At 72.7% G+C, this 21,819-nt stretch carries 21 protein-coding genes; 4 read left to right on the top strand and 17 right to left on the bottom strand.

The genetic code is table 11. From position 1 onward, the window contains the following. On the top strand, positions 1-1,891 hold a 1,891-nt coding region (locus tag MR1_RS11800), incomplete at its 5' end, for a penicillin acylase family protein (protein ID WP_067246793.1). Between the two features lie 398 nt (positions 1,892-2,289). Here the strand turns inward: MR1_RS11800 and MR1_RS11795 are convergent. From MR1_RS11795 to idi, 9 genes are read right to left on the bottom strand one after another with little or no spacing between them, the layout of a single operon-like run. Beyond that, positions 2,290-3,507: a ferrochelatase gene (locus tag MR1_RS11795; protein ID WP_067246790.1), complete on the bottom strand. Its 1,218-nt coding sequence runs from the start codon at positions 3,505-3,507 to the stop codon at positions 2,290-2,292. After that, on the bottom strand, positions 3,504-4,031 hold the full coding sequence (locus tag MR1_RS11790; RefSeq protein ID WP_231819432.1) for a pyrimidine dimer DNA glycosylase/endonuclease V: 528 nt from the start codon (positions 4,029-4,031) through the stop codon (positions 3,504-3,506). Before MR1_RS11790 ends, MR1_RS11795 begins: the two co-directional genes overlap by 4 nt. Further along, complete coding sequence (locus MR1_RS11785; RefSeq protein WP_067246787.1) at positions 4,028-5,494, bottom strand: SDR family oxidoreductase; 1,467 nt, start codon at positions 5,492-5,494, stop codon at positions 4,028-4,030. Before MR1_RS11785 ends, MR1_RS11790 begins: the two co-directional genes overlap by 4 nt. Next, positions 5,491-6,381 (bottom strand): prenyltransferase, encoded by an 891-nt coding sequence (locus MR1_RS11780; protein WP_067246783.1) that lies wholly within the window; start codon positions 6,379-6,381, stop codon positions 5,491-5,493. The genes MR1_RS11785 and MR1_RS11780 overlap by 4 nt, the downstream gene beginning before the upstream one ends. Next, positions 6,378-6,704 (bottom strand): lycopene cyclase domain-containing protein, encoded by a 327-nt coding sequence (locus MR1_RS11775; RefSeq protein WP_067246780.1) that lies wholly within the window; start codon positions 6,702-6,704, stop codon positions 6,378-6,380. The genes MR1_RS11780 and MR1_RS11775 overlap by 4 nt, the downstream gene beginning before the upstream one ends. Then, positions 6,701-7,024, bottom strand: coding sequence for a lycopene cyclase domain-containing protein (locus MR1_RS11770; RefSeq protein WP_067246778.1), 324 nt, complete (start codon positions 7,022-7,024; stop codon positions 6,701-6,703). Before MR1_RS11770 ends, MR1_RS11775 begins: the two co-directional genes overlap by 4 nt. Next, complete coding sequence (gene crtI, locus MR1_RS20135) at positions 7,021-8,574, bottom strand: phytoene desaturase family protein (RefSeq protein ID WP_067246776.1); 1,554 nt, start codon at positions 8,572-8,574, stop codon at positions 7,021-7,023. Before crtI ends, MR1_RS11770 begins: the two co-directional genes overlap by 4 nt. After that, positions 8,571-9,434, bottom strand: a complete 864-nt coding sequence (locus MR1_RS20130) for a phytoene/squalene synthase family protein (protein ID WP_067246774.1) — start codon at positions 9,432-9,434, stop codon at positions 8,571-8,573. Before MR1_RS20130 ends, crtI begins: the two co-directional genes overlap by 4 nt. Next, positions 9,431-11,023 carry an isopentenyl-diphosphate Delta-isomerase gene (idi, locus tag MR1_RS20660; protein WP_306304931.1) on the bottom strand — a complete coding sequence of 531 codons (1,593 nt, stop codon included), beginning with the start codon at positions 11,021-11,023 and terminating at the stop codon, positions 9,431-9,433. Before idi ends, MR1_RS20130 begins: the two co-directional genes overlap by 4 nt. Before the next feature lie 68 nt (positions 11,024-11,091). On the opposite strand from idi, the gene MR1_RS11750 reads away from it, so the two are divergent. Both MR1_RS11750 and MR1_RS11745 read left to right on the top strand, forming a co-directional pair. After that, positions 11,092-11,652 carry a MarR family winged helix-turn-helix transcriptional regulator gene (locus tag MR1_RS11750; RefSeq protein WP_067246771.1) on the top strand — a complete coding sequence of 187 codons (561 nt, stop codon included), beginning with the start codon at positions 11,092-11,094 and terminating at the stop codon, positions 11,650-11,652. 59 nt (positions 11,653-11,711) lie between these two features. Beyond that, positions 11,712-12,551, top strand: a complete 840-nt coding sequence (locus MR1_RS11745; RefSeq protein ID WP_255218142.1) for an alpha/beta fold hydrolase — start codon at positions 11,712-11,714, stop codon at positions 12,549-12,551. A 6-nt stretch (positions 12,552-12,557) separates the two neighbouring features. On the opposite strand, the gene mnhG is transcribed toward MR1_RS11745, so the two are convergent. The 7 genes from mnhG to MR1_RS11710 form a co-directional block, all read right to left on the bottom strand. Continuing rightward, entirely contained in the window at positions 12,558-12,950 is a 393-nt protein-coding gene (gene mnhG, locus MR1_RS11740) for a monovalent cation/H(+) antiporter subunit G (protein WP_067246767.1), read from the bottom strand. Continuing rightward, positions 12,947-13,213: a monovalent cation/H+ antiporter complex subunit F gene (locus MR1_RS11735; RefSeq protein ID WP_067246764.1), complete on the bottom strand. Its 267-nt coding sequence runs from the start codon at positions 13,211-13,213 to the stop codon at positions 12,947-12,949. Before MR1_RS11735 ends, mnhG begins: the two co-directional genes overlap by 4 nt. After that, a complete protein-coding gene (locus MR1_RS11730) occupies positions 13,210-13,854 on the bottom strand; it encodes a Na+/H+ antiporter subunit E (RefSeq protein ID WP_067246760.1) in 645 nt (214 codons plus the stop codon). Before MR1_RS11730 ends, MR1_RS11735 begins: the two co-directional genes overlap by 4 nt. Next, positions 13,851-15,422 (bottom strand): Na+/H+ antiporter subunit D, encoded by a 1,572-nt coding sequence (locus MR1_RS11725; RefSeq protein WP_067246757.1) that lies wholly within the window; start codon positions 15,420-15,422, stop codon positions 13,851-13,853. Before MR1_RS11725 ends, MR1_RS11730 begins: the two co-directional genes overlap by 4 nt. After that, a complete protein-coding gene (locus MR1_RS11720) occupies positions 15,419-16,045 on the bottom strand; it encodes a Na(+)/H(+) antiporter subunit C (RefSeq protein ID WP_084344560.1) in 627 nt (208 codons plus the stop codon). Before MR1_RS11720 ends, MR1_RS11725 begins: the two co-directional genes overlap by 4 nt. After that, positions 16,045-19,023, bottom strand: coding sequence for a Na+/H+ antiporter subunit A (locus MR1_RS11715; RefSeq protein WP_067246753.1), 2,979 nt, complete (start codon positions 19,021-19,023; stop codon positions 16,045-16,047). The genes MR1_RS11720 and MR1_RS11715 overlap by 1 nt, the downstream gene beginning before the upstream one ends. 64 nt (positions 19,024-19,087) lie before the next feature. Continuing rightward, on the bottom strand, positions 19,088-20,233 hold the full coding sequence (locus MR1_RS11710; RefSeq protein ID WP_067246750.1) for a LacI family DNA-binding transcriptional regulator: 1,146 nt from the start codon (positions 20,231-20,233) through the stop codon (positions 19,088-19,090). A gap of 59 nt (positions 20,234-20,292) precedes the next feature. Here MR1_RS11710 and MR1_RS11705 point away from each other — a divergent pair, with 59 nt between their 5' ends. Beyond that, positions 20,293-21,504 (top strand): MFS transporter, encoded by a 1,212-nt coding sequence (locus MR1_RS11705; protein WP_067246747.1) that lies wholly within the window; start codon positions 20,293-20,295, stop codon positions 21,502-21,504. A 16-nt stretch (positions 21,505-21,520) separates the two neighbouring features. Here the strand turns inward: MR1_RS11705 and MR1_RS11700 are convergent. Next, positions 21,521-21,819 (bottom strand): response regulator transcription factor (locus MR1_RS11700; RefSeq protein ID WP_157518109.1); only part of this gene is annotated, 299 nt, incomplete at its 5' end.

Raw genomic sequence — 21,819 nt, 5'->3', positions numbered from 1 at the left:
GGAGGACGCCGGCACGCCGACCCCGAGCAGCACCGAGACCCCGGCCGCGGACGGCGCCGGCGCGGCGGCCACCCCCGGCATCCGCTGGACCGAGGCGGACGGCGTCCTCGGCGCCGTCGACGCCCTGCTCGGCGACCCCGGCGAGGGCATCGGCTCGAACTCGTGGGTCGTCTCCGGCGATCTCACCGAGAGCGGCATGCCGCTGCTCGCCAACGACCCCCACCTCGGGGCGTCCCTGCCGTCGGTCTGGTACCAGATGGGGCTGCGCTGCACGACCGTCTCCGACGAATGCCCGTTCGACGTCGCCGGGTTCTCGTTCTCGGGCCTGCCGAGCATCGTCATCGGCCACAACGCGACGGTCGCCTGGGGGTTCACGAACCTCACGACCGACGTCGCCGACCTGTACGTCGAGAAGGTGAACGGCAACGCCTACTGGCGGGACGGGCGCGGGGATCCGCTGGAGGTCCGTGAGGAGACGATCAAGGTCGCCGGCGGCGAGGACGTCCCCCTCACCATCCGCAGCACGGTGCACGGGCCGATCGTGTCCGGGCTGACCGCGGACTTCACTGCGATCGCCGAGGACCCCCGGATCACGACCGGCGTGGTCGGGGGCGTCGAGCAGGTCGGCCCGCCTCCCGCGGACGTGGAGTCCTGGCCGGGCGAGTACGCCGTGAGCCTCCGCTGGACGGCCCTGGATCCCGGCACGACCTCCACCGCCATCTTCCGGATGGGCACGGCGAAGGACTTCGACGACTTCCGGGCCGCGGCCGAGCTCTTCGACGTCCCGGCACAGAACCTCGTCTACGCCGACACCGAGGGCAACATCGGCTATCAGACCCCGGGGCGGCTGCCCATCCGCGGCGCCGGGAACGGGTGGCTGCCCCAGCCCGGCTGGTCCAGCGCCTACGACTGGCAGGGCGAGATCCCCTTCGAGGATCTTCCGGTCTCGTACAACCCAGAGGAGGGCTACATCGTCACCGCGAACAACGCGATCGTGGACGACGACTACCCGTACTTCCTCTCCCGCGATTGGGACGCCGGCTATCGCGCCGCGCGCATCGAGGCGCTCATCGAACGGCGCTCCGCCGCCGGCCCCCTCACGGCGCAGGACCTGGCCGACATCCAGTACGACCAGGAGTTCTGGATCGGCAAGCAGCTCGCGACCGCGATGCGCGACGTCGAGGTCTCCGGCGCCGGGCCGAAGAGCGCGGTGAAGCTGCTGTCCACGTGGGACGCCCAGAACTCCGCGGACTCCGCCGCGGCCGCGTACGCCAACGTGCTGTGGTCGAACCTCGCGCACGATCTGTTCGCGGAGCGGGAGGTGCCGCTGCCCCTGGACGGACAGGGGCGCCTGTTCACCGTGGTCGGCGCGCTGCTGGACGACCCGGACAACGCGATGTGGACGAACGAGACGCTCGGCGTCGCCGGCCGGGACGAGATGCTGGCGCTGGCCGCCGAGCAGGCCTACGACGAGCTCTCCGGGCTGCAGGGCACCGATGTCAGCCGCTGGAACTGGGGCGATCTGCACGCGATCACGCTGACCCACCAGACGCTCGGGACCTCGGGCATCGCGCCCGTCGAAGCCCTGTTCAACCGCGGCCCCTTCCCGGTCGGCGGAGGATCCTCGGTCGTCGACGCGACCGGGTGGGTGCTGGGCGAGTCGTATGCGACGACGACCGTGCCGTCCATGCGCATGGTGATCGACCTGTCCGACTTCGACCGCTCGACGTGGAACCACCTGACCGGCGCCAGCGGCCATGCGTTCCACGAGCACTACACGGATCAGAACGAGGACTGGCGCGCCGGACGGCAGACGCCGTGGGCGTTCACGCCGAAGGCCGTCGACGCGGCGACCCGGGACACCCTGCGCCTCATCCCCTCCGCTCGCTGAGCGAGCGCGTCTCGGCGAGCGGAGCGAGACGAATCGCCCCACGCCCGACGCCGGGTCGCCGCGTTTCGTCTCGTCGCTGCGCTCCTCGCTCAACGACCGAGAACCGCCACCCTCCGGTCGTTGAGCGAGCGAAGCGAGACGAAACGCCCCGCAGCCCCGGAGGGGAGCGGAGCGATGGCCTCGTCCGACGCGCTGGCATCGGGTCTGGCGGGAGCCGACCGAAGGACGGCGGGGGACCGCGCGACGGACGAGGCCATCGCGCAGCGGCCGCACCCACACCGCGGACCGGATCACCGCGTTTCGACTCGTCGCTGCGCTCCTCGCTCAACGACCGAGAGGAGTCACCACGTTTCGACTCGTCGCTGCGCTCCTCGCTCAACGACCGGGAACCGCGCCCGTCAGGGGGCGACGCCGGCGATGGCCGGGCCGGGGGCGACCCCCGCCTTCACACAGCACCCCGGCCGGCAGACGTCGTACCAGACGCCGATCGGGGTCACCGCGGCACGCTGCGCCACCGGGCGACCGACCACCCGCTCGCGCACGAGATCCACGAGCGCGTCCACGAAAGCCGGGTGCACACCGGGCGTCGCGACCCGGCCGAACCACAGCCCGGCCTCCTCGGCGGTCTCCCTGGCCTCCCGGTCCAGATCCCACAGCACCTCGAGATGGTCGCTCACGAACCCGATCGGCACGACCAGGACCGCGGTGCGATCGGAGAGCGCGGCGATCGCGTCGTTCACGTCCGGCTCCAGCCACGGGGTGGACGGCGCCCCCGACCGCGACTGGTAGACGAGCCGCCACGAGACGCCCGGCGCTGCCTCCGCCATGACGTGCTCGGCCACCGCGAGGTGCTGCGCGGCGTACCCTCCGCCGTCCACCCCGGCGAACCTCCCGGCTCCCGACAGCTCGGCATCCGCCGACGGGATGCTGTGCGTCGTGAACAGCACCTCGATGCCGGACCGCTCGTGCCCCGCGCTCTCCGCCTCCGCGACCCCCTCGCGGACCCCCTCCACGAAGGGCAGGACGAACCCGGGGTGCGAGAAGAACTGACGCACCTTGTCGATCTGGAGCACGCCGTCCAGCCCGGAGGCCTCCAGCGCGTCCGCCCAGTCCTCGCGGTACTGCCGGCAGGACGAGTAGGACGAGTACGCGCTCGTCGGGATCGCGATCATCCGGCGGACGCCGTCCGCCGCGGCCTCGGCGAGCACGTCGTCGAGGTAGGGCGCCCAGTTGCGGTTGCCCCCGTACACGGGCAGGTCGAGCCCGGCCGCGGCGAGCGCCGAGCGGAGGGCCTCGCGCAGGGCGCGGTTCTGGCCGTTGATCGGGCTCACGCCGCCGAAGTGCCGGTAGTGGTGCGCGACCTCCTCGAGGCGCTCGTCGGGGATCCCGCGGCCGCGCGTGACGTTGCGCAGGAACGGCATCACGTCGTCCTGGCCCTCGGGTCCGCCGAAACCGGACAGGAGCACGGCGTCGTAGGCGACGGGCTCCTCGACGAAAGGACGCCCGTCCTGCGCGGCCGAGGTGGCTGAGGCGACCACGGCGCCCGGATCGAAGTGGGCGGCGCCGGCGCGGGGCGGCTTGGTCTCACGGCGGATGGTCGGGACGGCGTCGGTCATGCGTCTCTCCTGTCGTCGGGCCTCTCGGCGGGCGGGGTCGGATCTTGGGCGTGCTCGGGGGCGTGATCGGGCCTCCGGGCGGATCGGGCCGGAGGGAGCACCCGCTCCCAGTCCGCGATCGGGCCGGGGACGACGGCGAAGCACGGGTGCGGGTCGGGGGTCTCGATCGTCCGCCACCGCTCCCAGACCTCCGGGCTGCGTGTCTGCAGCTTCGTCCTCAGATGCCCCCACTCGTAGGCGATCTGACCCGTCGTGACGGACAGCTCCGCGGCGGACCCGGTCGCCCGGATCCGCTCGCGCGCGAAACGGTATCCCCGTCGGTCCGCCTCGTCGGCGAGGACGGAGAGGAAGTCCCCGATCGCGGCGAGAGGATCCTCGGCGCGGCGGAACCGGAGCAGCTGCGGATGCCGCGCGTAGCCGCGCTCGGGTGCGAGGATCACGGCCTGCGCGAGAAGCGCCTCGCGCCACCCGGCGACGAGCCCCGCCCGGTCGAGGTACCGCGGATGCAGCGACCAGAGCCTCACGACGGGTCCCCCTCCGGTCGAGAGGCTTCCCGCACGATGCTCGCCACCATCCCCCCGAAGATCACGCCGTGCAACGGCAGCAGCACAGCCCAGTAGAGGCGCCCGAGAAGACCCTTCGGGAAGAACACCGCGCGCTGACGGTAGACACTCCCGTCACCGTCCGGATCGACGCCGAGCTCCAGCCAGCCCCGTCCCGGCATCCGCATCTCCGCGCGCAGGCGCAGCGAGCGTCCGCGATCGATCGTCTCCACCCGCCACACGTCCACCGCGTCGCCGGTCTGCAGCCGCGTGGGGTGGCGTCGGCCGCGACGCATCCCGACTCCGCCCGTGATCCGGTCCAGCCACCCGCGGGCCGCCCACGCCACGGGCGACGAGTGCCAGCCGTTGGCCCCGCCGATGGACTCGATGACGCGCCACACCGCCTCGGCCGGCGCGTCGCTGCGCCGCTCCCGGACGTCGGTGTAGACGGTGTGGCCGGACCAGTCCGGGTCGCTCGGCAGCGGGTCGCTCGGCGCTCCGGGCACGGTCGCGTCCTGCCAGCTCGTCTCCACGGCGCCCTCCCGCTCGCGGCGCAGGGCGAGGCGGACGGCCGTGCGGTAGGGCAGGAGGCCCTCCGCGGGCGGGGGCAGATACCGGTCGATGTCGTGCTCCCGCACCACGCAGTCGTTCTGCAGCGATGCGATGATCGGCACCGCGATCCGCCGGGGCACCGGCGTCACGAGGTTCACCCACTGCGAGGCGAGCCACGGCGTGAGGACGGGCAGTGCGGCGATCGGCCGCTGCGGCAGACCGGCCTCCACCGCATAGCCGTTCATCATCTGCCCGTACCGCAGCACGTCCGGACCCCCGATGTCGAAGGTCCGGTTCAGCGTCTCGGGGATGCCGACGGCCCCGACGAGGTACCGCAGCACGTCGCGCACGGCGATCGGCTGGACGCGGTTGCGCACCCAGCGCGGCGCGGGCATGTAGGGCAGCACCTCGGTGAGGTGGCGGATCATCTCGAACGAGGCGGAGCCCGACCCGATCACGATGCCCGCCTGGAACACGATCGCCGGGACGCGGGAGTCGAGGAACACCTGCCCGACCGCGGCCCGGGAGGCGAGGTGGGCGGACAGCGCCACCCCGTCGGGGTGCAGACCGCCGAGGTAGACGATGCGGCCCACGCCCGCGTTCTCCGCCGCCGCGGCGAAGGCCTCGGCGTCACCGCTCTCGGTCGCGCCGAAGCCGCGACCGGCCCCGAGGGAGTGCACGAGGTAGAACGCGACATCGACCCCGTCCATGGCGGGCTCCGCTCCGTCCGCGACGTCGCCCTCGACCACGCGGACGCGGTCGCGCCAGGGCACGTCGGCGAGCTTCCACGGCGCCCGCACGAGGCAGACGACCTCGTGGCCGGCCTCGAGGAGCAGGGGCACGAGCCGACCGCCGATGTAACCGGTCGCTCCGGTGACGAGCACGCGGGTCATGAGAAGAGTCCTTCCCTGGCGCAGAGGATGAGCAGGATCGTGAGGGCGCACCCGGTCGCGTAGTTGATCGCGAGGAACCGTCGCCAGGCGCGGTTCACGGCGCCCGACGCCTCGTCGGATACCCGCAGGTACGGCCAGGCGCTCGCGACGTACGGCACCGCGGCGAGCGCCGCGAGCGCGGCCGGCCACGGCGTGAACGCGACGAGGACCCCCGCGCCGGTCCAGAGCAGCACGGCCAGGCGGACCGTCGCCGCGCCGCCGAGCGCCGTGGCGACGGACCCGATCCCCGCCTCGCGGTCGGGCACGATGTCCTGGACCGCGCCGAAGGCATGGCTCGCCATGCCCCAGAGGAGGAACGCGACCATCGCGACGACGATCGGCGGGGTGATCTCGGTCCCCGCCAGCGCCAGGCCGTACAGCGCCGGCGACACGAAGTGCACGCTCGAGGTGAGCGAGTCGAGGACCGGGATCTCCTTGAAGCGCAGCCCCGGGACCGAGTAGGCGACCACGGCGAAGAGGCTGAGCGCCAGCACCGCCCACGACCACGGCCTCGCCGCGCCGAGCACGAGGAGCGCCACGACGAAGGGCGCCGCGAGCGTGACGGACCAGAGGAGGGCGGCCCGGTGCAGGCGCGTCGGCAGGAGCGCCCCCTCGACCCCGCCCTTGCGGGGGTTCGCGATGTCGGAGGCGTGGTCGAAGACGTCGTTCACGCCGTACATCAGGAGGTTGTACGGGACGAGGAAGAACAGCGTCCCCACGACCAGCGCCGCGTCGATCCGGCCGGTGGTGAGCACGACGACTGCGGCGAACGGGTACGCGGTGTTGATCCAGCTCAGGGGCCGCGAGGTCGCCACGAGCGCACGGACGGTGCCGAGGACGCCGCTCACGAGACGCTCCTGCGATCGGTGCCGCGAAGGAGCTCGGCCGCACCGCCGAGCAGCATCGTGCCGACCACGGGGTAGAGGAAGTCCTCGACGGGCATGAGTCCGAACCGGATCCCGCTCGTGTGCCCGTCCCCGTAGTCGAAGAGCCCGGCGGCCATCATGACGTTGTCGAAGACCGCCGTGAGCAGGGCCAGCACGGCCGTCGTGATCGCCCAGGTCCGGAGGTATCCGCCCGCGGTCCCTCGCGCGCGGGCCCGGACGCCGCCAGCGAGGAACGCCGCGATGCCGACACCGATGAACGGCAGGGACATGACCAGGTACGTCACCGCGCCGCCCTCCGTGCCGCGAGACGCCGGGCTCCGCCGAGCAGCACGAGCGTCAGGTAGCAGAGGAAGGCGACGAACAGCAGCTCCTCGACGGGCAGCTGCGGGGCGACCAGGATCCCCGTGGCCCACCGGGAGTCGAGGTGGCGGAACACCCCGGTGGCGATGCCGACGAGATCCCACGCCAGGAAGAACGCCACCCCGACGGCCAGCAGGACGCCGGTGCGGATCGGCGCGCGGGCGAAGGCCAGCCGGAACCGGGCGTCGAGGAGGCCGATGCACACCCCGCTCCCGAGCAGGGCGGCGGCGTAGACGAGGCTCACGGCTCCTCCAGGGGTCCGGGCGTGCGGATGCCGCGCACGTGCTTGAGGACGAGCTCGGCGCCGATCAGGCACATCGGCAGCCCGACGCCGGGGACGGAGGTCGCTCCGGTGTAGAGGAGCCCCTCGACGCGGCGTGACCGCGTGACGCCGCGGAGGAAGGCGCTCTGGCGCAGCGTGTGCGCGGGACCGAGCGCGCTGCCGCGGAAGGTGCGGAACTCCTCGGCGAAGTCCGCCGGCCCTACCGTCCGGCGCACGGCCACCCGCGACGCGAGGTCCGGGACGCCCGCCCAGCGGGAGATCTGCGCGACGGCCCGGTCCGCGACCTCCTCCACGCGAGGGTCCCCCGCGCCGTCGACGCCCCCGCGGCCGATCCCGACGTCGGGCGGCACGGGCACGAGGACGAACAGGTTCTCGCAGCCCTCCGGCGCCACCGTGTGGTCGGTCGCGCTGGGCATGCACACGTAGAGGGAGGCCGGGTCCGGGATGCGCGGCCGAGGGCCGAAGATCGCGTCGAAGTTGTCGTGCCAGTCGTCGGCGAAGAAGAGGGTGTGGTGGCGCAGCTGCGGCAGGCGCCCCCGCACGCCGAGCATCACCAGCACCGCCCCGGGGCCGGTGACCTGCCGCTCCCAGCGACGAGCGGGGTAGGAGCGATCCGCCTCGGCGAGCAGCGCGGCCTCCGTGTGGTGCTCGTCGATCGCGGACACCACGATGTCCGCGGCGTGGAGCCGCCGACGCCCCTCCTGCACCGTCTCCACGCCGCGGACGACGCCGCCCTCCGAGCGGATCGCGACCGCCTCGGCGCCCGTCTCGACGACGACTCCGTGACGTTCGGCGAGATCGGCGAGCGAGGCGACGAACCGGCGGAACCCGCCCTGCGGATACCGCACGCCGTCGACGAGGTCCATGTGGCTCATGAGGTGATACAGCGCCGGGGCGTCGAACGGCGACGTGCCGAGGAAGACGGCCGGGTACCCCAGGATCTGCCGCAGCCGGCCGTCCCGGAACCGCCGCGACACGGACGACCACAGCGACCGCGTCAGCAGAGGCAGCACGGCCGGGGCGTTGCGCAGGACACCCGGCGACGCGAAGGCCCGCCACGAGGAGAAGGGGTTGTAGAGGTAGGCGGCCAGCGCCGCCCCGTACGCCCGGGTCGCCGAACGGAGGTACCGCCGGAGGCGCTCGCCGGACCCCGGCTCCCGCGCCTCGAACAGGGCGGCGGCCTCGTCGGTCCCCGACCGCACGTCGGTCGGCGGATCCTCCCGCTCGCCCCCGGGCTCGCCGACCACCCGGTAGCCGGGGTCGAGGCGGACGAGGTCCAGGTGCTCCGCGGTCGTCGTGCCCATCATGCGGTAGAAGTGCTCGAACACCTCGGGCATGAGGTACCACGACGGACCGGTGTCGAAGACGAAGCCGTCGCGCTCCCACGCCCCCGCCCGGCCGCCGATCTCGTCCCGCCGCTCCAGGAGCGTGACGTCGTGGCCGTCGCGGGCGAGCAGGCACGCGGTGGCGAGGCCGGCCACTCCCCCGCCGATCACGACCGCGCGGCTCATCGCACCCTCCGAGCGAGCGCGCGGACGAGGATCCCGGCCTTGACCGGATCCGGGACGCGCACCCGCTGCCGCGCCACGAGGGCGGCCGGCGTGCGCTCCAGGCGCGTCGTCAGCTCGCCGAAGAGCGTCCGCGCCGCCCACACCGCGGGCCGGCAGGAGGGATCGAGGAGCGGGATGGCCGCGTCCGCCGCCCGCAGGTCGTCCCGGATCCGCGCCAGCGCCGCGGCCTTGGCCTCCTCCGTCAGCCCCTGCTCGGTGCCGAGGACGTACCGTCGCCCCAGATCCCCCCGGTCCGCGGCGTAGTCGCGGAGGAAGTTCACGTTCTGGAAGGCCGCCCCCAGACGGGCCGCGCCGTCGCGGAGGATCCCCCGTTCCTCGTCGCTGCGCGAGCGACCGGCCTCGAACACGGCGAGGCACATGAGCCCCACCACTTCCGCGGAGCCGTGCACATAGGACCGAAGACCCTCCGCATCGAGCGCGACCTCCTCGGTGTCGGTGCGCATCGCCGCGAAGAAGGGGCCGTACAGATCGGCGCCGATGCGATGCTCGCGAGCCGTGAGCGCGAACGCGTGCACGACGAGGTTCGTGCTGAAGCCGCGGTCGATCGCCTGCGCCGTCTCGGCCTCGAGGTCGTCGACGAGGCGGCGTCGATCCTCCCGGCCGACGCCGGCATCGGCGGCCGGTCCGTCGACCAGCTCGTCGGCGACCCGCACGAGCGCGTAGATCCGGGAGACGTGCGTGCGAACGCCCGCGGGCAGGAGGCGACTCGCCCAGGCGAACGACGTGGAGTACCGGCGGATGACGACCGACGCGCTGTCGGTCGCCGCCCGGTCGTAGAGGCTCAGCCCGGTGGCGGTCATGCGCGACGCACGCTGCCGGCGCCGGTCACCTCCCTGAGCCGCTGCGCCAGCGGCCCCGGCAGGCCGGCGTCCGCGATGAGCGCCATGAGCTCGGCGCGGCGCTGGTCGATCAGCGCCTCGACCGTCGCGCGCGCTCCCGAGCTCTCGACGACGCGACGCACCTGCGCGCCCTCGTCCGCGGAGAGCCCGCCGTCGCCGAAGTGCCGCGCGACGGCGGGCCACCCCGGGTCCGTGCGCGCGAAGGAGATCAGCAGCGTCTCCTTGCCCTCCCGCAGGTCGCTGAGCACGGACTTCCCCGTCTCCCGCTCGTCGCCGAACGTCCCGAGCACGTCGTCCCGGAGCTGGTACACGACGCCGATGCGCCGGGCGATGCGGTCCAGCGCGTCGATGGTCCGCGGCGGCGCCCCCGCGAGGAGCGCCGCGAGGACCAGCGGCGCGCGGAACGAGTACGCGGCCGTCTTCTGCTCGATCATCGCCAGGACGTCCTCCGGCGTCGCCGCGTCCAGGTGCATGCTCAGACGCACGTCCGTGTGCTCGCCCGCGGCCGTCTCGAACACCGTCTCGTCGAAGGTCCGGAGCACCGCCGAGCGTACCGGCTCCGCGACGTCGAGGCCGGCGAGCAGTGCGTGCGCCCGGGTCAGCAGGAGGTCGCCGGCGAGGATCGACGAGGCCTCGCCCCACGCGCGCGCATCGCGGCGGGACGCGCCGCGCGCCCGGGCCTCGGACGCGAAGCTGCCCGTGACGTTCTCCCGGCCGCGGCGGGTGAGGTCGCCGTCGATGACGTCGTCGTGGATGACGAAGGCGGCGTGCAGGATCTCCACCGCGCAGGCGGCGTCGACCGCGGCCGCGCGGTCCGCCCCGCCGAGATCCGCGTAGGCCCCGAGCAGCAGGCGCGGCCGGATCTTCTTGCCCTCCGTCACGAGGACGCCGATCGCGTCCCACAGGTGCGCGTACGCGGGCGCGAATCCGGCGGCCTCCCGGCGGGCCTCCTCCAGGATCCCGCGGAGCCGGTCGTCGAACGCGGCGTGCAGCGCGTCCTCGACGGGACGGCCTCGCTCCGCCCTCGGCCGGCCCGCCTCCGCCAGCGCGGGTCGCAGCGCGGGGAGATGCGCGACGAGCCACGGGCTGAACGCCCACGGAGCCGCGTCGACGGCCGCGGCGAGGTCGGCCGCGGTCGTCCAGCGGGTCTCCGCGATCTCGCGCGGATTCGCCGCGACGGCGGAGACGGCGCGGGCCAGAAACACGGGGCAGTGCTCGTTCTCCCGCACTCCCGAGGCGTCGACGGCCGTGTACCCGAAGTCCGGAAGGGGGCAGGCGAGGATCTCGACCTCCAGGCCCAGCTCGAAGCGGGCGCGCCGGTGGACCGCCTCCTCGAGGTCCTCCCCCGGTCGGGGGTGACCGCAGAACGCGTTGGTCCAGACCCCCGGCCACGTCTGCTTCCCGAGCGCCCGGCGGGTCATCAGAACGCGCCCCTCGTCGTCGACGACGTGACAGGAGAACGCGAGATGCCGCGGTGTCGTCCGGGTGTGCACGGTCGCCTTGGGATGCGTGCCGACCGCAGTGCCGGCGTCATCGACGAGAACCACCATCTCCACCGGATCCTCATTTCTTTAGCCTAGCAAGAATTCAACCTAGCATAAGACAGTACGATGGAGCCGTGGCCGAGAGAGAACACCCGCCGAGGAGTCGCCGACACGCGTCCATCGACCCCGACCTCGTGGACATCGACGGCCTCTCCGAAGAAGACGTCGAGCAGTCCTTCGCGGTGATGGAGGCGCTGGGGACGTGGCAGAGCGCCGCGCGGGCGCTGTCCGAGGCCTCAGCCCGGTTCATGCGTCTCAACGAGACCGACATGCGCGCCATCCGGGTCATCATGCGCGCCCAGCAGCGCGGCGAGGTCGCCACCCCCAAGCTCATCGCGCAGGAGGTCGGCATCTCCAGCGCCTCCACGACCAAGCTCGTCGACCGGCTCGTCGCGGGCGGGCACCTGATCCGGTCGGCCCACCCCACCGACCGGCGCACCGTGGCCATCCGCGTCACCGCCTCGACCCGGAGGTCCGCCCACGACACCATCGGCCGCCAGCACGCCCGACGGTTCGCGGTCGCCGCCGCGATGTCCCCCGTCGAGCGGGGCGCGGTGATCCGCTTCCTGGAGCGGATGACCGCGGCGGACGCCCCCCAGGGCGACCTCCTCGATCCGGCCTCCGCGCACCCCTGACCTCCGACCGCGGAGCCGCCGATTCCGGCCCGCGCCGCCCCGCGCACTAGGGTCGGAGAGTGCCCCGACCGCTCCTGAGCCGCGACTCCGACGCCGCCGTCCGGGAGTTCGACGCCGATCGCGCGGGCGTCGTCGGCGTGCCGAGCGGCGCGGTGCTCGTCGGCGAGACCTTCGGACGCGGCGCTCCCGTCTACGTCCTGCTGCACGGGCTCGGGATGGGGCGCAGCGTGTTCGTGGACCTCGTCGAGCACCTCGCGGACACGCCGCTGGGTGACGCCGAGGGGCTGGAGGGCACGGTCGTCGCCGTGGACCTGCCCGGCTTCGGCGAGGCGCCGGAGCCCGAGCGCCCGCTCACGATGGCGGAGCACGCCGAGCTCGTCGCCGCCTTCCTCCGCTCGGAGAACCGTCGCGACACGATCGTGGTCGGCCACTCCATGGGCAGCCAGATCGCCGTCGAGCTGGCGGCGCGCCACCCCGCCCTCGTCGCCGCGCTCGTGCTGGCGGCGCCCACGGTCGACCAGAGCGCCCGCGGCGTCCTGAAGCAGGCCCTGCGGCTGGGGCGCGACATCCTCCGGCTGGACCCGCGGGTCTTCCTCCGCGGCGCCCGGGAGTATCTGCGGGCGGGTCCGCATCTCGCGGCGAAGGTCCGGGCGACCGTGACGCATCGCCCCGAGGAGGCCCTCTCCCGCATCCGCGTGCCGACGCTCGTGCTGCGCGGCGCATCGGATCCCGTGTGCCCGGCGCCGTGGTGCCAGTCGGTAGTCGACGGCCTGAGCGACGCCCGGTTCGAGGTCATCCCCGGGCACGGCCACGAGACGCTCATCAGCGACTCGCGCCCGGCCGTCGAGCTCATCGTCGACTTCCTCCGCCAGACGTTCCCGCCGGCGAAGACCGGCTGACGCCGCTCAGCCGCCCGCGGCGGGCGGCGTCTCCCGGGACTCCGCGAGCTCGTCGACCACCAGCTCGCGACGGTCGATCGTGTCGTTGCGGTAGGCCTGGCGGCCGACCATGTGCGCCGACAGCGGCGCGGTCGCGAACTGCATGAGCACGACGGGGACCACCAGCAGCGCGCCGAGCAGGATGCCCATCACGGAGCGCTGGGACAGCGCGATCGCGACGCAGATCAACAGCAGGCCGAGCACCTGCGGCTTCGTGGCCGCGTGCAGGCGGGTCGGCACGTCCCGGAAGCGCAGCAGCCCGATCGCCGCGGTGAGGCACAGCAGCGCGCCCAGGAGGATGAGGATCAGCACCGCGGTGTCGATCACCGCGTCCGGGATCACGAGGTCGAAGAGGTTCACGGCGTGTTGTCCCTCCGTGCGACGTAGCGGGCGACGGAGATGGAGCCGAAGACGCCCACGGCCGCGACGATCAGCAGCACCGGGAGCGTCCGGATGTGCTGATTGATGGCCATCTCCGCGCCCAGCACGCAGATCACCTCGGTGAGCAGCACGTCGCTGGCGACCGCACGGTCGAGGATCGACGGCCCGATCACGATCCGGATCACGGTGAGGATCGCCGCGATGCCGAACACGATCATGATGACGAGCAGCAGCGGGTTCATGCGCCTCCCTCCGGGCGGCGGGCGCGGCGGCCGTCGCCCCGGTCGAGTCCGGCCGTGTGCGCGGATGCACCCCGCTCCCCGGCGCGCTCCTCGTCCGCGCGGAGCGCCTGCATCTGCGCCGGGGACCCGAGCGCCCGGACGATGCGGCGCTCCCAGCGCAGCACCCCGGCCCGCTGGCGATCGGCGTCCGCCCGCGAACGGACCCCGATCACGTGCAGGTACAGCGTGCGGTTGTCGCGATCCGCCTCCACGACGAGCGAACCGGGGATGAGCGAGGCGGTGACGGCCACGTGGGTCATCACGAGGTCGTCGGCGTAGCGCAGCGGCACCGCGATGATGGCGGTGCCGGGCTGGCGTCGCGGATTCAGGACCTGAAGGGCGACGGTGAGGGATCCGTGGACCACGGCCGCGAGGAACCGGACGAGCAGCACGGCCGTCCACCACAGGTTGATCCGGCCCGACAGCTCCACGGTGGGAAGCCGGAACACGCGGGTGACGAACACGGCCACCGCGATGCCGGTGAGGAGGGACAGCACCGTGAACTGGCCCCACAGCAGCATCCACAGGACGATCAGCCACAGCAGGAACGGCAGCTGCGTGCGGATGTCGCGCCAGAGGCCGCGCTTGGTCTCGGGGCTCATGGCGCGTCCCCCGTCCCGTCGTCCGCCGCGCCCTCGGTGACGAGCACGATCGGCTGCAGGAGCGCCTCGCCGATCCGGTCGCACAGCGCATAGATCGGTCCGGCGAACACCGTCAGCGCCAGCGTCACGGCGACCATGCCGCCGGTGGCCACGGTCATGATCCGCGGGATCCGTCGCTGCTCCTGCTGGTCCCCCGCGGCCGGCGCCTTGCCGAGGTACGCGATCCGCTCCTCCGTCGCCGTCGAGTCCTCCTCCTCGCGCCAGAACGCGAGGTTCCAGGCGCGCATGAGGGCGTACAGGGTCAGCAGCGACGTGACGACCCCGCCCACGATCAGCACGATCATCAGCGGAGTGCCGACGCTCGCCGCGGCCTCGAACAGGGCGAACTTGCCGATGAACCCGGAGAACGGCGGAAGCCCGCCGAGGTTGATCGCGGGAACGAAGTAGAGCACGGCGATGAGCGGAGCGGCCTTCATCAGCCCCTTGACTCGCAGGATCGACGTGCTGCCCGCCCGACGCTCGACGAGACCCACCGCGAGGAACAGGGTGGTCTGCACGACGATGTGGTGGACGATGTAGTACACCGTCGCCCCGATGGCGGCGGGCGTGGCGATCGCCAGGCCGAACACCATGTACCCCACGTGGCTGACCAGCGTGAAGGACAGGATCCGTTTCAGCTCCGCCTGCGCGACGGCGCCCAGCACGCCGACGATCATGGTGGCCAGCGCCACGACGAGAAGGACCGTGTCGATGCTGTTCGAGGCGAACAGCTGGGTCTCGGTGCGGATCAGCGCGTACACGCCCACCTTGGTCAGCAGGCCGGCGAACACCGCCGTGACCGGCGCGGGGGCCGTCGGGTAGGAGTCGGGCAGCCAGAAGGACACCGGGAATACGGCGGCCTTGATCCCGAACGCGATCACGAGCATCAGGTGCAGGACGAGCTGCGTGTCCTGGGGGAGCTCCCCCATGCGCTGGGCGATCTGCGCCATGTTCACGGTCCCCAGCGCGCCATAGATCATGGCGATCGAGGCGAGAAAGAGGATCGAAGACACCAGCGAGACGACGATGTAGACCGCGCCGGTGCGGATCCGGGACTCCGTGCTGCCGAGCGTGATGAGCACGTACGAGGCCACGAGCAGGATCTCGAAGCCCACGTAGAGGTTGAACAGGTCGCCCGCGATGAACGCGTTGAAGATGCCCGCGGCGAGGATGAGGTACGACGGGTTGAAGATGGAGATCGGCGTCTCCTCGGCCCCGTCCGCCGAGCCCTGGCCGATCGAGAACAGCAGGACCGCGACGAGCACGATGCTCGAGATGAGCACGAGCAGCGCCGCCAGCCGGTCCACGTAGAGCACGATCCCGAACGGAGCGGGCCAGCCGCCGACCTCGACCGCGAACGGCGCCGCGGAGGCGTCGACGGCGACGAGCAGGACGGCCGCGATCACCGAGACAAGCCCCAGGGTCACGACGGAGACGATCACCTGGACCCGGTTGTTCCGGCCGAAGACGAGCGTGACGGCGGCGCCCAGCAGCGGCAGGGCCACGAGCAGCGGGACGAGGGCGTTCATCGCGCTCCCCCGTTCCCCGTGCCGTCGCTGTCGTCCCTGCCTGCCGTGTCCGTCCCGTTCGCGGAACCCGGATCCGGCTCGGCGGCCGTGGGCCCGCGATCGACCGGCGCCGCGGCGGGCATGGCCGGGACGTCCATGGGAGCGTCGTCGACGATGGCGTCGAGGTCACGGCTGTGCAGGATCCGGATGGGCGCGGTGTCGACGCCGACGAAGTCCGTCGTGGCCTCCTCGTCCGCGGGATCCCCCTCGTCCTCCATGAGGTCCTCTTCGTCCTCGGTACGACCGCGCAGCGCGATGTCCGCCGCGTCGTCCTCCACCGTGTCGGCCTGACCGAGCTGCCAGGAGCGGTAGATGAGCGCGAGCAGGAACGCCGAGACGGCGAACGTGATGACGATGGCGGTGAGCGTGAGGGCCTGGGGCAGCGGGTCGCTGACCTCGCCGTCGACCCCGTAGAACGGCGCCTTGCCGGGAAAGCCCATCACGATCAGCAGCAGGAGGTTGGTGGCGTTCCCCAGGAGCAGGAACCCGATGAGCACCCGGGTGAGGCTCCGTTCGAGCATCGCGTAGACCCCGCAGGCGAAGAGCACGGCCATGATGACGATCAGGGTCAGCGACACGTCCATCAGATGCGCACCCCCCGGGCCCGCATCTCGAGGGTCTGCCGGTCCACCTCGGCGCCGAGGCTGCGCAGCACGTCCAGGACGAGCCCGATCACCACGAGGTACACGCCGATGTCGAAGATCGTCGAGGTCACGAACTCGATGTGCCCGATCACCGGGATCTCGGCCTCCCAGAACGTGCTCGTGAGCGGAGCGAGGCCGAAGAACAGCGGCACCACGGCGGCGCCCACCGCGAGGATCAGCCCCGCGCCGAGGAGGCGACCGGCGTCCGTGGGCGCGGCGGCGCCGAGCTCCCAGCGCCCGCCCGCGATGTAGCGCATGACCAGGGCCATGCCCGCGACGAGACCGCCGGCGAATCCCCCGCCCGGGGCGTTGTGGCCGGCGAAGAGCAGGAAGATCGACACGACGATGATCGTGTGGAACAGGATCCGGACGATCACCTCGAGCAGGATCGAGCGGTTCTCCGGCTTCATCTGCTGTCCGCCGATGAGCCAGGCCCGCGGTCCCCCGCGGTTCTCTGCCGTCTGGAACCGCAGGCCGTCGGTGGTCTCCACGAGCGGGCGGTGGCGCGTGCGGCGGCCGCGGGCGCCGTCGGGAACGACGCCGAGCTGGGCGGTGTCGGGCAGCGCGCTCATGCTGGAGAGCCGGTCGGCGCGGTGCGTCACGAACACGAGGGAGGCGACGCCGGTCGCCGCCAGCACGAGCACCGAGAGCTCGCCCATGGTGTCCCAGCCGCGCAGGTCCACCAGCGCCACGTTGACGACGTTCTTTCCGTGGCCGAGCTCGTACGCGAGCGTTGGGAACGCCTCGGAGATCGGGTCCGCGACGCGGGCGCTCGTGGCGAGGACCGCGACGAGCGCCATCGTCATGCCGACCGCCGCGCCCAGCACCGCGCGCGGAACGCGTCCGACGGACGCGTTGTGCTCGCCCATCTGCGCGGGCAGCCGCCGCAGCACGAGCGCGAAGGTCACCAGGGTCACCGTCTCCACGAGGATCTGCGTGAGAGCGAGGTCGGGCGCCCCGCTGGTGGCGAACAGGACGACCATCCCGAGCCCGGTGACCGAGACCAGGACCACGCCGGTGTAGCGCTTGCGTGCCCGGACGGCCATGATGCCGGCTGCGATCATGATCGGCGCGACGACGACCTGGATCGGCGTGTGCCACGCGCTGAGCTGGGCGCGTGCCGCCTCGCCGGCCACCAGCGCGGTGACCTCGGCGCCGACGACCACGATGAAGATCGTGCCGACGTAGACCGGCAGCGAACCGCGCTGGGTGAGCCCGGTGGTCACGACCGAGAGCCGGTCGACGCCGCGCATCACCAGGTAGTACGCGTCCTGTGCGGTGAACGGGATCAGACGCGGCTTCGCGTCCCAGCCCGTCCGGCGCGTGAGCAGGAACAGGCCGATGCCGAGGACGATGGCTCCGATCGAGAGGAACAGCGCGGGCTCGAAGCCGTGCCAGAGCGCGAGGTGACCGGGCTCCCTCGATGTGCCGTCGTGCCCCGGGGTCTGCGCGGTCGCCGCGTACCCCTGGAGCGCCTTGTCGACCAACGGCGCGCCGATGCCGGCGGCGAGGCTCACCCCTGCGAGCACCACCGGTGACACGAGGAAGCCGAACGGCGGATCCGGCCATTCCGTCTCCGGCATAGGACTGCCGTCGGCGGTCCGCTTCCGCCAGAACGCGCCCCACAGGAACCGCGCCCCGTATGCCGCGGTGAGCATGGATCCGACCACGACGCCGATGATCGCCACGATCCCCCACGGCGAGCCGGCCAGCGCGTCCTCCCAGAGCGCCGCCAGGGTGGACTCCTTCGCCACGAACCCGATGGTCGGGGCGATGCCCACCATCGAGGCGACCGAGATGAACGAGGCCGTGGCGATCACCGGCGCCTGACGGCCGACGCCGGACAGCTCCGTGATGTCACGCGTGGAGAGCTGACGGTCGATCACGCCGACGATGAGGAACAGCGCCGACTTGAACAGGGCGTGCCCGATCACCAGCGCGAGCCCGGCGAGCGCCGCGTCCGGCGTCCCGTAGCCGAGCACGATCGTGAAGAATCCCAGCTGACTGACGGTGCCGAACGCGAGGATGCGCTTCAGGTCCGTCTCGCGCAGCGCCTGGATCCCGCCGAGCAGCATCGTGAAGACGCCGAGCGCGATGACGATCGGGCGCCACGGCGCAGAGAGGGCGAAGACCGGCGCGAACCGCGCGATCAGGTAGATGCCGGCCTTCACCATCGCCGCGGCGTGCAGGTACGCGCTGACCGGCGTCGGGGCCGCCATGGCGCCGGGGAGCCAGAAGTGGAACGGGAAGATGGCGGACTTGCTCAGGGCGCCCACGAGCAGGAGCACGACCGCCGCGTCCACCACCGCGCCGGTGGGGGCGGCCTCGAGGATCGCCACGATGCTCGTCGTCCCCGTGTCCACGACGAGGAGCACGACGCCCACGAACATCGCCAGGCCGCCCAGGGTGGTGACCAGCAGCGCCTGCAGGGCGGAGCGTCGGCTCGCCCCGCGCCGGTGGTAGTGGCCGATCAGCAGGTAGGACAGGATGCTCGTGACCTCCCAGAACATCACGAGCAGGACGAGGTCGTCGGTGAGGACGAGCCCGTACATCGCCCCCGCGAAGGCGAGCAGGACCGCGGCGAACTGTCCGATCGACGTGGAGTCGCGGAAGTACCAGCGGCAGTACAGGAGCACGAGCGCCCCGACGCCCGTGACGATGAGCGTCAGCACCCAGCCCAGCACGTCCATCCGGAACGAGAGGGACAGGCCCAGCTGCGGGATCCACGGGACGCTCTCCCACGGCGTCCGCGCCGGATCATCGTTCCCGGCGAGGACCGCCGGGGTCAGCATCGCCGCGTGGACGAAGGCGGCCGCCGGCACGACGGCGGCGATGGCGAAGGCCCGGGCTCCGACCGCGCGCACCAGCACCGGCAGCAGAAGCGAGGCGAGGGCGAACACGGCGAGGAGCGTCAGCACAAGCGGTCTCCTCTGGCTCGTCGGCCGACGGGATCGACTCAGGCGGGCGGGTTCACTCCTTATTTTACGGGTCGCCGACGCCCCTCCGGTCCACGGGGGCGTCATCCGCCGTCTTCGCCGGGGCCGGCCCGGTCGTCGTGCCCTCCCGGAAGACGCAGGTGAACCGGATCGACGCGGCCCGCTCCCCCGCCAGCATGCGTGCGACGGCATCCCCCGCCGCACGCCCCTTCTCCACCGCCGGCTGCACGGCGGTCGTGAGGACGTGGGACCCGAGCCCGTCCACGCGGATGCCGTCGAAGCCCGTCACGCTGACGTCCTCCGGGACACGCAGCCCGTGCTCCTCCGCGGCGCGGATCACGCCGGCGGCCAGCAGGTCGCTCTGGGCGATGACCGCGGTCGGGCGGGTCCCGCCCCCCGCGAACAGCAGGCGTCCCGCGAGGACGCCCTCGTCGATGAAGCTCCCCGACGACGCCACCACGCGGACGTCCGGGAACACCTCCCGGACGCCGTCCAGCCGCTCGCGGGTGACCTCGACGGTGCCCTGCGCGATCCGATCCTCGTCCACGTCTCCCCGCCGCCGCTCCACGTCGAACGGTAGGGTGACCGTGGCGACCTGCTCGTGACCCAGTCCCTGCAGATGGCGCGCGAGCTGTCCCGCCGCCTCGCGGTTGTCGAGCTCGATCCGGGGCACCTCGTCGCCCGCGTCCCCCTCGATCACCACGACGGGCAGCCCCCGCGAGCGCACGATGTCGAGCGCGGTGCGCATCCGTCCGCTGCAGCCGATCAGCACCACCGCGTCCACCGGGGCGGTGGCGAGCGTCGGGGCGTCGCTGCCGGCGTCCGCGTCGTCGCGCAGGAGCAGGACGCCCGCGCCCAGCGTGGCGACGCCGTCGGTGAGCCCGTCCATCATCGCGGTCTTGACGGGATCCAGGAACGCGGTGCGCAGATGCTCCTCCAGCACCACGGCGACGATCCCGCTCCTCCCCCGCCGCAGCGACGCCGCCCGCGGGTCCGGCCCGGTGTAACCGAGCTCCGCCGCCGCGGCCATCACGCGCCGCCTCGTCGCCTCGGCCACCGGCGCCTTCCCGCTGAACACGACCGAGGCGGTGGAGGGCGACACCCCCGCCGCGCGCGCCACGTCGGCGATCGTGGCACGGCGCGCGGGATCGCGCTCCGGCGTCTCTGGCCCGGGGCCCGGCGGGGTCGTCATGGTCCGAGGATAACCCGCCGGCGACGCCCGTATCGAATCGATTCGATACGCTATTCGTCATGGACACCGCCCTGACCCGCTCCCAGTTCGTGCGCTGGCGCGCCGCGATCTTCGCGATCTTCCTCGCCAGCGGCCTGTCGGTGGCGACGTGGGCGGGGCGCGTCCCCGACATCAAGGCCGCCCTGGAGATCGACAAGGCCCAGGTGGGGCTGCTGCTGCTCGGCATGGGCATCGCCTCGATCGTCGGCATCTCCTCCAGCCCGGCCGTCATGGCGCGCACGGGCGCCCGGCGGGGGATGCTCGTGTCGATGCTCTGCTTCGGCGCGGGCGTGATGCTCATCGGCATCGGCACCAACGTGCTCGGCTCCCTCCCGGTCGTGCTGATCGGCCTCGCCCTGTTCGGACTGGGCAACGGCACCGTCGACGTGATGATGAACGTCGAGGCGACCGCCATCGAGCAGCAGATGGGGAAGACGATCCTGCCGGTGTTCCACGCCTTCTTCAGCTTCGGGACCGTGCTCGGCGCGGGGGCGGCCGCGCTGGCGGCCCGCCTCGGGCTGGACGTGGCGACCCACGCGCTCATCATGGGGGCGCTCATTGTCGTGACCGCGGTGGTGTGCTTCCTGAACGTCCCCGCCCGGGAGGCCACGCAGGATCCGGAGGACGCCGAGAAGCCCGCCTGGAGCGAGCGGATGCACGCGGCGCTGGAGGTGTGGCGCGAGCCGCGGACCTACGCGCTCGGGATCGTGATGCTCGGGATGTCCTTCGCCGAGGGCGGCGCGAACGACTGGCTCGCACTCGGCGTGGTGGAGGGGCACCACGCGGCCCCGGAGCTCGGCGCCGCCGCCCTCGCGGTGTTCTCGGTCGGCATGACGACCGTCCGGCTCGTCGGCGGCCCGCTCGTCGACCGGTTCGGGCGCGTGCCGATCCTGCGTGTGCTCGCCGCGACGGCGACGGCAGGGATCCTGCTGTTCATCTTCGCGGACGGCAACCTCGTGCTCGTGTTCCTGGGCACGGCCCTGTGGGGGATCGGGGCGTCGCTCGGCTTCCCGCTCGGCATGTCGGCAGCGGCGGACGACCCCGCGAAGGCCGCCGCCCGGGTGAGCGCCGCCGCCACGATCGGCTACGTCGCGTTCCTCGGCGGCCCGCCGGTCCTGGGCTTCATCAGCGAGCACATCGGCCTGCTGAACACGATGTTCATCCTCGCCGGCCTCGCCCTCCTGTCCGGCCTGTTCTCCTCCGCCGCGCGCCCGCTCCGCCGCACGCCCTAGCCCTTCTGTCGAGTGGTCAGTTTCTGTGGGTTGCGGGCCCGTCAGCCCACAGAAACTGACCACTCGACGGCTCGTGCGCGCGCCGACGCGCCACGATCGCCGCGGCATGCGAGCGGCTGCGGGCGCCGAGCTTGGCGAGCACGTTGGAGACGTGCGTCTTCACCGTCGGCACCGAGATGCCCAGGCGCTCGGCGAGCTGCGCGTTGGACCAGCCGTGGAGGATCCCGTCGAGCACGTCCTGCTCGCGGGCCGTCAGCTCGGCGAGCGGGGCCTCCGCGGCCTCGGACCCCGCGCTCGCACCGGCCGCGAGCGTCC

The organism is Microbacterium resistens NBRC 103078 (genome assembly GCF_001552355.1).
GTDB lineage: Bacteria > Actinomycetota > Actinomycetes > Actinomycetales > Microbacteriaceae > Microbacterium > Microbacterium resistens.
The sequence above is the reverse complement of the archived record's forward strand: the minus strand, read 5'-3'. Positions and strand labels throughout refer to the sequence as shown.